The organism is Vibrio galatheae, assembly GCF_000967545.1.
GTDB classification, from domain to species: Bacteria; Pseudomonadota; Gammaproteobacteria; order Enterobacterales; family Vibrionaceae; genus Vibrio; species Vibrio galatheae.
In genome coordinates, this window is the sequence record NZ_JXXV01000031.1 from 1 (window position 1) to 13,896 (window position 13,896).

General features: G+C 43.4%; 16 protein-coding genes. 8 read left to right on the plus strand and 8 right to left on the minus strand.

Features of this window, described 5'->3' with window-relative positions:
• Positions 1-144 precede the first annotated feature (144 nt).
• The 3 genes from ligA (at position 145) to TW81_RS16795 (ending at position 4,558) form a co-directional block, all read left to right on the plus strand.
• Entirely contained in the window at positions 145-2,154 is a 2,010-nt protein-coding gene (ligA, locus tag TW81_RS16785; protein ID WP_045956897.1) for an NAD-dependent DNA ligase LigA, read from the plus strand.
• Between the two features lie 495 nt (positions 2,155-2,649).
• Positions 2,650-3,720 carry a porin gene (locus tag TW81_RS16790; RefSeq protein WP_045956898.1) on the plus strand — a complete coding sequence of 357 codons (1,071 nt, stop codon included), beginning with the start codon at positions 2,650-2,652 and terminating at the stop codon, positions 3,718-3,720.
• Positions 3,721-3,793: 73 nt separating this feature from the next.
• Positions 3,794-4,558, plus strand: coding sequence for a YccT family protein (locus TW81_RS16795; RefSeq protein WP_045956899.1), 765 nt, complete (start codon positions 3,794-3,796; stop codon positions 4,556-4,558).
• A gap of 45 nt (positions 4,559-4,603) precedes the next feature.
• Here the strand turns inward: TW81_RS16795 and TW81_RS19465 are convergent, their stop codons facing one another.
• The 4 genes from TW81_RS19465 to TW81_RS16810 all read right to left on the minus strand — a co-directional run bounded on the left by TW81_RS19465 (position 4,604) and on the right by TW81_RS16810 (position 8,137).
• Positions 4,604-4,777: a hypothetical protein gene (locus TW81_RS19465; protein WP_204244011.1), complete on the minus strand. Its 174-nt coding sequence runs from the start codon at positions 4,775-4,777 to the stop codon at positions 4,604-4,606.
• Between the two features lie 393 nt (positions 4,778-5,170).
• Complete coding sequence (locus TW81_RS16800) at positions 5,171-6,073, minus strand: co-chaperone YbbN (RefSeq protein ID WP_275041442.1); 903 nt, start codon at positions 6,071-6,073, stop codon at positions 5,171-5,173.
• Between the two features lie 280 nt (positions 6,074-6,353).
• Positions 6,354-7,181, minus strand: coding sequence for an SDR family oxidoreductase (locus TW81_RS16805; protein ID WP_045956901.1), 828 nt, complete (start codon positions 7,179-7,181; stop codon positions 6,354-6,356).
• A 41-nt stretch (positions 7,182-7,222) separates the two neighbouring features.
• Complete coding sequence (locus tag TW81_RS16810; RefSeq protein ID WP_045956902.1) at positions 7,223-8,137, minus strand: TIGR01777 family oxidoreductase; 915 nt, start codon at positions 8,135-8,137, stop codon at positions 7,223-7,225.
• A gap of 226 nt (positions 8,138-8,363) precedes the next feature.
• On the opposite strand from TW81_RS16810, the gene TW81_RS16815 reads away from it, so the two are divergent.
• The 5 genes from TW81_RS16815 to yfcE are packed head-to-tail and all read left to right on the plus strand — an operon-like array spanning position 8,364 to position 11,229.
• Positions 8,364-9,098: a DUF1538 domain-containing protein gene (locus tag TW81_RS16815; protein WP_045956903.1), complete on the plus strand. Its 735-nt coding sequence runs from the start codon at positions 8,364-8,366 to the stop codon at positions 9,096-9,098.
• Positions 9,095-9,889 (plus strand): DUF1538 domain-containing protein, encoded by a 795-nt coding sequence (locus TW81_RS16820; protein WP_045956904.1) that lies wholly within the window; start codon positions 9,095-9,097, stop codon positions 9,887-9,889. Before TW81_RS16815 ends, TW81_RS16820 begins: the two co-directional genes overlap by 4 nt.
• Complete coding sequence (locus TW81_RS16825; RefSeq protein WP_045956905.1) at positions 9,879-10,229, plus strand: P-II family nitrogen regulator; 351 nt, start codon at positions 9,879-9,881, stop codon at positions 10,227-10,229. Before TW81_RS16820 ends, TW81_RS16825 begins: the two co-directional genes overlap by 11 nt.
• Positions 10,226-10,630 (plus strand): CBS domain-containing protein, encoded by a 405-nt coding sequence (locus tag TW81_RS16830; RefSeq protein ID WP_045956906.1) that lies wholly within the window; start codon positions 10,226-10,228, stop codon positions 10,628-10,630. Before TW81_RS16825 ends, TW81_RS16830 begins: the two co-directional genes overlap by 4 nt.
• Positions 10,631-10,680: 50 nt before the next feature.
• On the plus strand, positions 10,681-11,229 hold the full coding sequence (gene yfcE, locus TW81_RS16835) for a phosphodiesterase (RefSeq protein WP_045956907.1): 549 nt from the start codon (positions 10,681-10,683) through the stop codon (positions 11,227-11,229).
• 37 nt (positions 11,230-11,266) lie between these two features.
• Here the strand turns inward: yfcE and TW81_RS16840 are convergent, their stop codons facing one another.
• From TW81_RS16840 to TW81_RS16855, 4 genes are read right to left on the minus strand one after another with little or no spacing between them, the layout of a single operon-like run.
• On the minus strand, positions 11,267-11,545 hold the full coding sequence (locus tag TW81_RS16840; RefSeq protein WP_045956908.1) for an Rdx family protein: 279 nt from the start codon (positions 11,543-11,545) through the stop codon (positions 11,267-11,269).
• Between the two features lie 10 nt (positions 11,546-11,555).
• A complete protein-coding gene (locus TW81_RS16845) occupies positions 11,556-12,311 on the minus strand; it encodes a sulfite exporter TauE/SafE family protein (protein ID WP_045956909.1) in 756 nt (251 codons plus the stop codon).
• A 38-nt stretch (positions 12,312-12,349) separates the two neighbouring features.
• On the minus strand, positions 12,350-12,865 hold the full coding sequence (locus TW81_RS16850) for a regulatory protein ToxS (RefSeq protein ID WP_045956910.1): 516 nt from the start codon (positions 12,863-12,865) through the stop codon (positions 12,350-12,352).
• A gap of 10 nt (positions 12,866-12,875) precedes the next feature.
• Positions 12,876-13,742, minus strand: a complete 867-nt coding sequence (locus TW81_RS16855) for a winged helix-turn-helix domain-containing protein (RefSeq protein ID WP_045956911.1) — start codon at positions 13,740-13,742, stop codon at positions 12,876-12,878.
• Positions 13,743-13,896 lie beyond the last annotated feature (154 nt).

Consider the following 13,896-nt stretch of genomic DNA (forward strand, 5'->3'; position numbering starts at 1 on the left):
TTAACTGACTGGCATTACTCCATTTGGAGCCTTTTTTGGTTGCTTTGTTAGTGGCAAGCAGTGTGAAAGGGTATAATTCCGTATCAAACGTTATGGCCGACAGGTCTATTCCACCGTTAAAAAGAAATAACAATAGAGTTAGCTATGTCCAAAGAGATTCAAGAACAGCTTAATCAATTGCGTCAAACACTTCATTACCACGGCGTGAAGTATTACGTGGAGGACAGTCCTCAAATCCCAGATGCGGAATATGACCGACTAATGCGGGAGCTTATCGAACTTGAATCTCAGCATCCTGAGTTAATAAGTGTCGATTCCCCAAGTCAACGCGTTGGTGGGAAACCTCTTGGAAGCTTTGAATCGGTTAAGCACGAAATACCAATGTTGTCGCTCGATAACGCGTTTGACGATAGCGAATTAACCAGTTTTCATAAGCGAATGGGCGATCGCATTTCTGGTGCCCAGTTTGATCTCTTCTGCTGTGAGCCAAAATTGGATGGTCTTGCCGTCAGTCTGTTGTATGAAAATGGCATATTGGTCCAAGCGGCGACACGTGGTGACGGCACGACAGGCGAAAACATTACCGAAAACGTTCGTACCATTAAAGCCATACCTTTAAAACTGCAGGGAGAAGGTTGGCCTGCACGCATTGAAGTTCGTGGTGAAGTTTTCATGCCCAAAGCTGGGTTTGAAAAACTCAACGAACAAGCGCTTAAAAAAGGTGAAAAGGTTTTTGTTAATCCACGAAATGCAGCAGCAGGTAGCCTACGTCAGCTAGATTCAAGAATCACCGCTAAGCGACCTCTCAGTTTCTATGCTTACAGTGTGGGCGTAGTTGAAGGCGCGAGGTTATCAACGAGTCACTACGAGCGCTTCCTTGAGCTTAAAGGCTGGGGACTACCTATGTGTCCAGAAACCAAACGCGTCAACAGCTTAGAAGAAGTCAAACAGTACTATCTAGATATCCTTCAACGTCGTGACGCTTTGGCCTATGAGATCGATGGTGTTGTGATCAAAGTGGATGACATCGCACTTCAAGAGCAGCTTGGCTTTGTTGCAAGAGCACCTCGCTGGGCTATTGCCTACAAGTTCCCAGCGCAAGAAGAAATCACTACGCTCAATGATGTCGAGTTCCAAGTTGGTCGCACAGGAGCTATCACCCCAGTCGCCAAGCTGGAGCCAGTATTTGTTGGTGGAGTGACGGTAAGCAATGCGACTTTACACAATGCTGATGAAATTGAGCGTCTGGGTGTCAAGGTGGGTGATACCGTCGTGGTCCGCAGAGCCGGTGATGTTATTCCGCAGATCGTTTCAGTGGTAGAGGACCGCCGCCCTGAATCGGCACGAGACATTGTCTTTCCGCAAAACTGCCCTGTATGTCACTCCCAAATTGAGCGTGTTGAAGGTGAAGCGGTGGCTCGCTGTACGGGAGGTTTGGTGTGTCAGGCACAACGTAAAGAAGCACTAAAGCATTTTGTATCGCGCAAAGCCTTGGATGTCGACGGTTTAGGCGACAAAGTGATTGAACAGCTTGTTGATCGGGAAATGGTTACCACTCCTGCCGATCTATTTAAGCTTTCTGCTGGGATCATTACCGTTCTTGATCGTATGGGGCCTAAATCTGCGCAAAACGTTGTTGATGCGTTAAATAAAGCCAAGCAGACAACATTACCTCGGTTCCTATATTCATTGGGGATTCGTGAAGTTGGTGAGGCGACCGCGGCTAATTTAGCACAGCATTTTAAGTCTTTGGATGCGGTGAAAGTCGCCAGTCACGATCAGTTGATCGAAGTTCAGGATATTGGTGCTATCGTTGCCAGCCATATCACGACATTTTTTGCGCAAGATAGAAATCAAAAAGTCATTGATGAGCTTATTGAGCAAGGTGTTGCTTGGCCAGATATTGAAGATATAGCTGAAGATGAACCCCAGCCATTAGCCGGTAAGACGGTGGTGTTAACGGGATCGCTGTCTCAGCTGACACGAGCAGATGCCAAAGCCGCTTTACAAGCTTTAGGGGCTAAAGTCACAGGCAGTGTTTCAAAGAAAACCGACATCCTTTTTGCCGGTGAAAACGCAGGTTCGAAGCTTGCAAAAGCACAAGAGCTGGGCGTCGAAATTCGCACTGAGCAAGATTTGATTTCGTTGATGTAAAAGCTCACTGCTAATGAGCCACCTCAATGTAGGTGGCTTTTTTTATATCGAAAATAAAATTGAATTATCCCCCTTCATAATCCTTACTTTCCTTCTGTGAAGCTGATCTTGTTCAATGTAATCGACATGAGTTCAGGTCTGTCTATGCGACGCACTTCAAATTGAATTTGAGTTGAATTTTTATATCTAATTGTTTTTTATGAATTTATTTTCTTTTGTGTTTTTTGTTGATAGGTGGGGCGATCTAGATCACTAGAATTATAAAAATTTGTGGCTGGTCATATTTTTTTACATGAAAATTAAGTTCTGGTTGATGTTTTTTGTCGCGAAGTTAGTCTGAACCACATGGATACACGGTGTGTATGCAGGAAATAGAAAACTAAGTGTTAATGACTAATTCAAGGTTTTCACATAGGAAATGATTTCTCCCTTCGGCGGCCAACTTAAGGTGAGAAAAACAATAAGACAGCTATATCCATTTTTAGGAGTTTTTCCATGGACAAAATGTTTAAACGTACACTTTTAGGCGCGGCAGTGGCAACAGCTGCAATGTCTGGTTCTGCAAACGCAGCGATTGAACTAGCAGGTAAAGCGGTTCAATTTTACGGCCAAGCTGCAGGTAACATCACTCTAATCGACGCTAACAACACTCAGAGCGTTGGTGCTGATCTTGAATCTCGTATTGGTTTCCGCGGTGTTGTTGAGTTTGATGACATTGCGCCGAACTTTATTTGGCAGATGGAAGGCGGTAACGCTAACAATGGTGATAAAACAGGCGGCCTTGGTGCGCGTGATACTTATCTTGGTCTAGAGTTTGAAGGTGTAGGTCAATTGAAGTATGGTCGTCAGTTAGTTGCCGCATACAACTATGTAGACTGGCCACACTCAAATCCAGGTCTAGGTAATGTATTTGACTGGAACAACGATATTAGTGGTGGTTACCAAGATCGTGCTGACAGTGTTATCAGATTTGACTCTGCAACATGGGGCGGCTTCAACTTCCAAGCTACCTTAAGTGGTATGACTCAAGATACAGATCAAATGGTGTCAAGTGTAGGTGCATCTTTCTCCAAAGAGACATTCAGCATTCACGGTGGCTATTATCACCAAGGCTCATACGAGCAGTCAGTAGATGAGCCTACAAAGTATACATTTGACTCTAACGGCAACGTAGTTATTAGCGATGAGTGGACTGAGTGGAATAACTCGGGTGCAATGGATAAAGAAACGGTTGAAAGTCGCAATTATGCCATTTTGGGTGCTTCTATTTATCTAGGTGACTTCACGTTAACTGGTGCTTACAAAGCAATGGAAGTTGGCAGTATTGGTCAAAATGCATACTCGGCTACAGCACAATATGTTATCAATAGCAAATATGTACTGAAAGCGGGCTATGCTGCGACAGATGATGCTGATGGCACTACAAACACTGCCGACCAAGCTATTACTGCTCGATTTGGTTACCTACTACCAAGTTCATACTGGTACATTGACTCACGTAACTATGAGTTCGATGGTGGTGATTGGGGACACCGTGTACTACTAGGTATGGAATACTACTTCTAATCGAAGTTAAGTTATTATGACTAGTCAAAGAGCATTCTTCAGGGGATGCTCTTTTTACTCAAGGAGAAAATAAATGAAAGTGATAAAAACGTTGTTTGTTGTTGGTGCTATGGTTGCTTCATTTGCTCCGAGAGCGGAAGTAAATATAGATTTTCATAGCGACATCTCACCGTTATTGGTTGGAGGTGACATTGTAGGGTATTCCTTTTTTGATAAGTCAGTTTACACCATGGACGATGGTAAAGGTCAAATCGTCTTCAGAATATCCAAGCTTGTAGATAAACTTGGCGAAAAAGAGAAATTCAATTCAAAAGCATATGTAGTAACGTTTGATGAAACGAACCAGGAGCTCTTTATTGAACCTGATGTAAAGATTACTAGGTTAGAGCAGGCAGAAGCATTTGAGGTTGAGCCGAGCTTCTCAATTAAAAACAAGCAAGGCCAAAGTATTAAGTTTATATTGGACGAATTACCTAGCCTGGGTGGGATCAGTAGAGACTACGAAAAAGAGCTCGCAAAATATAATAAAAAACATTATCCAGAATTAGCAGTAGCTTCAGCGACCATAGCAACGGCAAGTGAATCTGAACCTGTACAACAAAAACAAAAAGAACAGTCGCTAGGTAATAATGAGCCTAATATGTTTGAATATTGGGTAAAACAAGCCAGCAATTCTGAGGTTGAACAGTTTGCAGATATTGCCCTTGAAGGAAGAAAAATGTCAGCTCTCACTATTCCGAATGATGCATCTCAACCTGTGCAAATGCTAGGTTATTGGTTTAACAAAGCTAGTGTTGAGGAAAAAAAGAAGATCCTAGCATACTTGATTAGCTTGTAATCTATAACGAATCGCACTCAAAACTTGTTGAGTGCGGTTATTGTTTCAGTAAATTATCTTACCATTTTGCATTTTACACACTTCTCTCGGTACATAGTCCCTTTTACCATCTGGATACTCACAATCTACAAAGGGCCCCATTTCTCCACTTCCTATAGCCCCAGCAAATAATGAGGAAGAAAATAGCCCAGCCATCAGTACTGTTAACAAGCGTTTCATAACCTATCTCCTATATTTGAAGCTGATATCACTACCGTGATATATCTAGTATGTGCGCAGCGTTATAAAGATCAAAACATATTTCTTAAAGCGTTTTTTCATATGACAAATTAAGAACCTACACATATGTCAACAAGTTGATAGCTAGCTGAAAATACCAGATAGTTTGTTATTTAGCCGCCCTCTAGTTTTTTAAGGGGGTCTGTTAAACCTGTTTCCTCGACCACAACCAACTGCTTATCGACACAAACGTTGCATATGTTGTTTACTAGAGTTGCCAGCGCATTGGAATAACCGTGAGCAAGAAACCTATTGCCCAAACTGATAGGCCTAAACAGATGACAAGTAAAAAAGCCGGTAAAAACCGGCTTTTAGTCATTGATTTAGCAAGCCTTAGTAGAGAATGGAATAAAGTTGGCGTCGGTATTTTCCTGCTACTGGGTTGCCCTGGCCTAAGGCAGATAGAATATCCATAAAGGATTTCCTAATTTCTCCGTCGAGGGCATTTAAATCACCTCGCACAATATTCCACAATAGTTCAAGTGCCTCTTCATCACGATTAACCTGATGGTATTGAAGTGCGAGCTCGTTGCTCAGTTTTAGATCGCTTGGGTCTTGCGCCAATGCTTCCTCAAGAGATTGAATTTCAGGACTATTTGCCGCTTGTGCATGGAGCTCTAATTTCGCTACTAGACCTTTGTAATAGTTATCTTGATATTCTAGCGGGATGTGTTCTAGTACTTTCTTCGCTTGATCAAAATTTTGTGTTTCAAGGTAGCAATCAGTGAGCGCAAGCTTTACGTCCCCCTTTTGTTTCAGTTCATCTGTTAATCCCTCAAGTAACGGCAGTGCTTGGCTGTGCTGCCCACTTTGAATAAGCTCAATAGCCTGTTTCAAATTCAGTTCGTCTTGGCTTGGCAGGTGTTTGATTAGCATTTGTTGAATAGCAGTGAGCGATTGTGGGCCACCCATTCCATCGACAGCTTGTCCATTAATAAACAGGGCGATAGTTGGTAATGCTTGAACTCCAAACTGGCTCGCAATCATCTGTTCTTGTTCACAGTTCAGTAGAGCGAGGGTAAAGGCGCCGTTGTATTGTTGTGCGAGCATTTGTAGCTCAGGGATAACTTGCGCACTTTCTTCACTCATCGGTGCCCAAAAGTGGATAAGTACCGGGGTTTGCATTGACCCTTCCAGCACCTGACGGAAGTTTTGTTCGTTTAGCTCAACAATAAATGGGGACTGCATCAATGAATTCCTTGCAACAAAGTCTGTAAGGCAAAGATATGGGTTGATAACCAAGAGTTCAAGGTAAGAGTTTGAATTAGTGTTGATATCACGGCCTAAAACAAATACACCGCCAAAAAGGCGGTGTATTTGTTGTCCCGAAAGGGCAAGCGAAGGTGTCTATAAAACCATAAACAAGGTTAGCGCAACACCCACACTCAGCCAGTTTAACTGGTTTAAAGTCATATTATATTCCGAATGTAGCGCTTGAATTTATTGATAGGGCTATACCCTGACTATTAATCTAGCGTCTTAGTGTTACGGAATAATTACAAGCTTACATAATTTATCATGCAGCGCGTCGCAAAATTTTATCTAATGCCCGAGCTGGTAGTACTCGTTTTAACACCGCAAAAACTTTTGTAGGTGTAGTGATTCGATAGCGAATTTTAGGTTTATTAGCCTCAAGAGCGTGAATTAAAGGTGTGATACAAGACTCTGCTGGTAAGACAAATGCGTTGCTTGAGGTGTCACTATTAAGTCTGTCCATCTGGCGTCGATACTGCTGTTCATGAGCGCTACCTTCAATAGTTATCCAACGTTTAAAGGCATTTAGGGCATTGGCGCGAAATTGTGTTTCTATTGGCCCAGGTTCGATCAAGCTGATATGAATATCGCTTCCCATAAGCTCTAACCTCAAGGTATCACTCCAACCTTCAATAGCAAATTTAGAGGCATTATAGGCGCCGCGATATTTCATAGCGGCAAAGCCTAGTACAGAGCTATTTTGTACAATGCGCCCATAACCTTGCTTGCGCATTATTGGCAGCACCGCGCGCACTAGTTGATGCCAACCAAAAAAGTTTGTTTCAAACTGCTCTCTCAAGCCGTCAGTTGGGAGGTCTTCCAATGCTCCGGGTTGCCCATACGCACCATTGTTAAATAATGCGTCGAGTTTGCCGTTGGTAAGTTCTAAAGTCTGTCTAACCGCATTGTTGATGCTGTTACTATCTGCGAGATCGAGCTGAATGCAGGTGAGACCTTCATCTTGTAGCCGTTTTACGTCTGCTAATTGGCGGCAAGAGGCGATAACTTGATAACCTCTTTTGTGTAGAGCGTGTGCGCAGACATAACCTATCCCAGTTGAACAACCGGTGATTAAAATCGATTTTTTCATTTCAAATCATTCATATATTTTGTTGTAGCAAGAGTAGCGAATTACTCATGGTGTTGTAACAGGTTCTTAAGGGCGGGTTCGATACGCGAATAGCTAAAATGAAATCCTAGCTCGGTTAATTTTTTCGGTTTAGCTCTAATACTGTCAAACAGTAAGACTGAGCTTTCGCCCATGGCGAGCGACATAATCCATTTAGGTGTACGCAGGATATGCGGACGTTTCAAGGTTTTAGCTAATGTCTGGCTAAACAACAGATTGGTAACAGGATGCGGTGCAGAGAAGTTAAATTCGCCATGAGCATGTGTTGTCTGCATTAAATAGATGATGCCACGAACCATATCAAGCATGTGAATCCACGGAATATACTGCCGCCCGCTGCCTAAAGGTCCACCGAATCCGAACCGATATGGAGGCAACATTTTCTTTAACGCCCCGCCTTCGGGGGCGAGAACGAAGCCCGTGCGTAGAATGCACACTCGGGTCATGTCAGACCGAGCTCGATTGGCTATTTGTTCCCATTGACTACAGACATAATGAGGAAAATCTTGGTTATTTACCTGCAGGCTTTCATCGAAAGGGTGGTTTTGTTGATCGCCATAATAGCCAACCGCCGAGCCACTGATAAATACGCTCGGTGGTGTGGTGCTAGCGTGGATTAATTCGACAAGTGTTTCGGTCAATTTCCAGCGACTGTCACAAATGATTTTTTTCTGTTTCTTTGTCCAACGCCTTTCTGCAATTGGCTCGCCAGCAAGGTTGATGACCGCATCAAAATCGTTGAGATGGTGAAAGCCATCCAGTGAGGATATATAGCTGACGTTACCCATATCTGTATGGCTAAGGGTGGTTTTTGCCTGTCTAGGATTGCGAGTCAGCAGTACGACTTCATGCGTGGTTAAATGTTTAAGCAGCTCTCGACCAATAAAGCCGGTTCCACCCGTGAGCAATACCTTCATTTCAATCCTCTTAAGCGATGCAAATCTGCCAAACCAACAGTAACCTTAGTCAACTATTGTTACTAATTATAGTTACTTAGCAGTAAATGTGATCACATGTGGCAATATCACAAAATTCACATTTTGTTACCTTTATCATGGCCTACGTTGCTGATATCACATCAGAAAGACAAAATGTTTGCCATTCTACAAAGACAACAACCTATTGAAGTCGCAAGGAGGCTCAGTGGAAGCAGTGACTGCGCTTATCAAGGCGCTATTGGGAAGCCTACGTGATCTTATGCCCATCATTATTGTAATCGCTTTCTTTCAACTGGTTGTATTACAAGAACCGCTTCCGAATTTATTGTCGATACTGTTTGGCCTTGTCCTAGTGATTTTTGGTCTGACGTTTTTTATCTTTGGTCTTGAAATGGGCCTGTTTCCCATCGGCGAAACAATGGCTCAAGCTTTTGCGCGCAAAGGGAGTGTGTTTTGGTTGCTCACCTTCGCTTTTTGTCTGGGGTTTGGCACCACAGTTGCTGAGCCTGCTTTGACAGCGGTCGCGGACGAAGCCGCTGAGGTAGCCGCAGAAGGTGGAATGATTCAACACAATGAGCAGTCTATGGAATCCTACGCCAATGGATTGCGCTATACGGTAGCGTTATCTGTTGGTATTGCGATCTTACTCGGGGTGCTCAGAATTCTTAAAGGCTGGCCCATCCAATATATGATTATTGGCGGTTATGTCGGCGTGGTTATTCTGACTATGTTTGCTCCTCAAAGTATTATCGGTGTGGCGTATGATTCTGGTGGCGTAACAACGTCGACAATTACGGTTCCACTCGTAACTGCACTCGGGGTTGGATTAGCTTCTGCGATAAAAGGTCGTAACCCCATGATCGATGGCTTTGGACTTATCGCGTTTGCTTCTCTACTGCCGATGATGTTTGTCATGATCTTTGGGATGGTGGTGGCATGATTGAATGGAGCCATTTCGTCGACACCTTCATTGGCACGATTAGTGACGTGTTACCGATTGCCACTATCATTTTTGGCTTTCAGTTTGCAGTACTCAAACGCCCAGTAGCCAACTTACCTAAAGTTATCACTGGCTTTTTCTATGTCATTCTTGGTCTTTCTCTCTTTCTTATTGGTCTCGATCTGGCCTTGTTTCCACTAGGTGAAGCAATGGCAACACAATTAACCGCCCCAAGTTTTATTGAGCAATTTAAGGTGTCTCTAGGGGCTGATTTCGAGTGGATTGACTACTACTGGGTCTACCTGTTTGCTTTTTTTATTGGCTTTAGTACCACCATTGCCGAGCCATCTTTAATTGCGGTGGCGATTAAAGCCAATCAGGTCTCTGGTGGGAGTATTAGTGTTAACGGTTTACGTATTGCAGTGGCGATTGGCGTTGCGGTTGGCATTTCTTTAGGAAGCTATCGCATCGTGGTTGGTGACCCGATTCATTACTACATCATCGTCGGTTACGTTATCGTCGTCATACAAACCTTCTACGCACCTAAACTGATTATTCCCTTGGCCTATGATTCAGGAGGCGTCACTACCTCTACGGTGACGGTACCACTTGTTGCGGCATTGGGTTTAGGGCTTGCTTCGACGGTTCCGGGACGCAATCCAATGATAGATGGTTTTGGGTTGATTGCATTCGCGAGTTTATTCCCCATGATTTCGGTGATGGGGTATGCACAAATCACTCAGTGGTTAAATAAAGATGCTGAGCGGGAGGATAAAGAAAATGCGCTTTAAATTGCTATTGGCTTTTGTTGAAGACAGCAAAACAGATGTGGTGTTAGATGCAGCGCGTAAGGCGGGAGCAACTGGTGCCACAGTGATCAATAACGCTAGGGGGGAAGGCCTGAATCAAAAGAAAACCTTCTTTGGCCTAACCCTTGATGTACAAAAAGACGTCTTACTGTTTGTGGTCGAAGAGCATCTATCTAGGCATATTCTTGAGACGATAGGAGAGGTGGGTGAGTTTGATCAGGAATCGGGACAAGGTATTGCTATTCAGATTGATATTGAAGATGCCGTTGGTGTAGCACACCAAGTCGAGACGTTAACTAAGGTCGTGGAGGACGAATTATGAATTCCCATAGCAAGATTCGCGTACGCGATGTGATGACGAGTAACTATGTGATTGTCGATGGGCTAACAACCGTGAAAGAGGGCATTCAACTCGCTCGTAAACATGAAGTCAAAGCGCTGGTGGTCAATAAACGCAATCAGGAAGACGAGTATGGTGTTGTGCTAATGAACGATATCGCGAAAAAGGTTCTCGCACAAAACCGTTCCCCAGAAAGAACCAATATCTATGAAATTATGACCAAGCCTGCCTTATCGGTTGATCCTGATATGAACGTCAAATATTGCGCACGTTTATTTGAGCGATTTGGTATCAGTCGTGCTCCCGTCATTGAAGGAGGAAAGATCATAGGTATGGTGAGTTATAACAATATTGTAATTAACGGCATGGTTCGTGATGACTAGTCGTGATCACGTGCGTAGAATCTCCTCAATATTTTTGAGGAGATGATGTCATGAAACTCTTTTTTGCCTCTGATCTGCACGGTAGTTTACCTGCAACTCAACGTATGCTTGCTGAGTTTGAGCGGTCTGGTGCTCAGACATTGGTGTTACTGGGAGATATTCTCAATCACGATCCTCGCAACCCGGTACCTGAAGGTTACAATCCGCCAGCGGTCAGTGAGTTGCTCAACCAATATGGTGAAAAAATAATTGCTGTTCGCGGAAACTGCGATAGTGAAGTCGATCAAATGCTGCTTTCGTTTCCAATGATGATGGATTACGCATGGGTTTTACTTGAATCGGGGCAGCGACTATTTTTAACTCATGGCCACTTGTACCACTCCGGCCATCGTCCTGCTCTCAAGCAAGGTGACATCATTGCACATGGTCATACTCATATCCCAGTTGCCAAACTGGACGGTCAGCAGTACATCTTTAATCCTGGCTCGATTACTTTTCCACGCGATGGGTTCAGTGCAAGTTATGGTGTGCTCGATCAGAGTGAGCTTAAAGTCGTCACGTTTGAAGACGAAATATTAGCTTCAACGTCAATCAGCTAATCAATACTATAAGGCAGCCCACGAGGCTGCCTTGTTTTTACTTTGAGTCTGAGTGACCTAAATCTCTCTCCGGATCGATAACATCGCGCACTTTCTGTTTGAGCACTTTGGCTTCGGGGAAGCCGCCATCGCGCTTTCTTTCCCAAATGAGCTCGCCATTGCAGAGAATTTCGAAGCGACCCCCGGTGTCTGGATGAAGAGAAATGGTTTCTATCTCTTCGCTAAAAGTATGCAGCAGCTCTTGAGATAACCATGTTGAGCGTAACATCCAATTGCACTGGCGGCAGTAATAGATATTGATAATGGCTTTATCCATAAGTGTTCCTTTAAAACAACAGTTTGATACCAACGAAGAAAGTTAGGATTTCAAAACAGACTTTGATTACCTGATTGCTGTAACGAGTGGTTAAGTAGGCTCCGATACTGCCACCAATGAAGGAACCCAATAGTAACGCGGGCAGCCATGGCCAATAGATAGGAGCACCTGCCTGAACAATGGCAATGCCACCAATCCCATTCCAAAACAAACCCACACATAACATGGTTAGAGCGACGGCTTGCTTGTAACTATAGCCAAACCAACGAACCAGAAATAGCGTGACCAATAATCCTGAGCCCGCAGTGAGTGACCCATTAATTATCCCAATCAACATCAGCCCTAAGCCAACAATGACCCAACCTTTAGCATCTCGATTTCGCTGTTCTTCCTGCTGTCCTAATTGCTTCTTTAATCGAGAATAAACGCCAAGGCATAATATCATTACTCCGAGCAGCTTTTGGGCAATTTGTTCTGGGATGAGTAGAACAAGATTAGCGCCGATAACGACGCCTAAGCTACCAACAATAATCAGATATAAAGCTACGTTGAAAGAAAAACTCTTATGCTTAATGTGAGTGTAAGCAGCACCCAGACCAAGGGCAACACTGGCAATTTTATGGGTTGCTAAAGCAATAGAGAATGGCAGGCCAAAGAATATCAGCAAAGGAAACTGTAATAAGCCCGCGCCACCGCCAGACAGAGAAGCGAGTGTGTTCGCAAGCAGTGAGCCAAGAAAGAGGCCGAATGTATTTATCCAATCCATAATAGAAAAAAGGGGCATCATGCCCCTTATAGTGAGTATTAGTTAGAAAACAGAACCGTCGAGCCGTGGCTGAGACTTGTCAGTAGGAGTGTTTTTCCATTAACAATATCGATACGACGGCTTTGTTGAGCGTCCATTCTAAAAAACTGTTTAATCAAAGTTATCTGTTCTTCAGTGAAATCTTTGCTTTGTGCGGCAGAGACATCTTTAAACTCAATAGGGGACACCAACAGGTAGTTATCACTAATATCCCACTCGCCAGTTTCAGAAATATTGATCACGCTTTCTGTCTTTGAATTGGTTGGGTAGAGACGAACGGTTGACACCCTAATATAGCTGCTATTTGGCAAGTACTTTACATTAGAGGTGACTTCAACCTTACGCAGTGAACCCACAGATTCTTCCTGCATAGGCTCTGATATTACCGTGACCATTTTAGATTGCCACTCTTGAGCAGTCAGTGCCTGTTCCAGTTTAATATCGCTTCCCCAATATAACCAGGCACTAAATAGAGCAGATAGAGCAAGTAGGCTGGCGGCAATTTTTTGATTCATGATGTCACTCCTACTGGCACGTGTTACTAAGATCTTGCTGATCGGCAAGAATACGTAGTGTTATGTTTTCACCCGAATAATCCAATGAGTGGATGTAGTTGAGAACGAGTTGGTTGTTCTGTCCACCCGTGGCAATGACTTCGACGGGGGCGAGTTCGTCTTGATGCGTTAAGTTATATTTTTTAATGCATTGCTCAATTGAAGGGTACCAATCGCCCAGTTCAGGGTGATTAATCGGGGTTTTTACCATAACGTTATCGAACACTCCGAGTTGCCTGAATTTCGACTCAGAAGGTGAGGTAAATAATATCACGCATAAAGGTAGTAAAAGTGTCAAAACAAGCATGATCTTAGCTTGTAGTGGAAGGGCTTTACTTTCTTTCGCCGCTTGAGTGTTTGTTGTAAAAGAGTTGTTTAATGATTCTGTTGTATTCAAGCTGTAGACCGATTCTTCTGCTACTGGTTGTTCTTGAGACTCGATATCTTGATCTACTAAGTTTTGTTCGCTCGGGCTTTCACCGCTCAACAACGGTGTGACTCGCTCGACCGAACAGATAAGTTGGTAGCCTCGCTTAGGCACGGTTTTGACAAAAATTGGCGACTTAGTCGAGTCTTTGAGTAGCTTTCTTAAAGTTGAAATGGCTTGAGTTAGGCTCGAATCATCAACTTCAAAGCCCTGTTGACGCCAAACAAAGTCATGCAGTTCGTTACGAGAAACAACTTCACTTGGTTGCTCACATAACAACAATAGAATACGACTTTCGTTACTACCTAAACGAATGAGTTCGTTGTCATGCTCTTTGTCGATGAGAGAGTTGGTGTTTGGGTCAAAGGTAAATCTGTTGTCGAGATTAAACTTAGTACCTATGTTACTCATGAATTGTGGCCACTATATTATAGGTTTCAAATAGTTAAATTATTAAAGCGCTAAATACATCCAATGTAAGAAAAATCAGTTTATATGTTTTGATTTTTTTGTCGGGCGAAGGATAGTCAAAATAAAACAAAAAAAACACTGTTTTTATGATTCT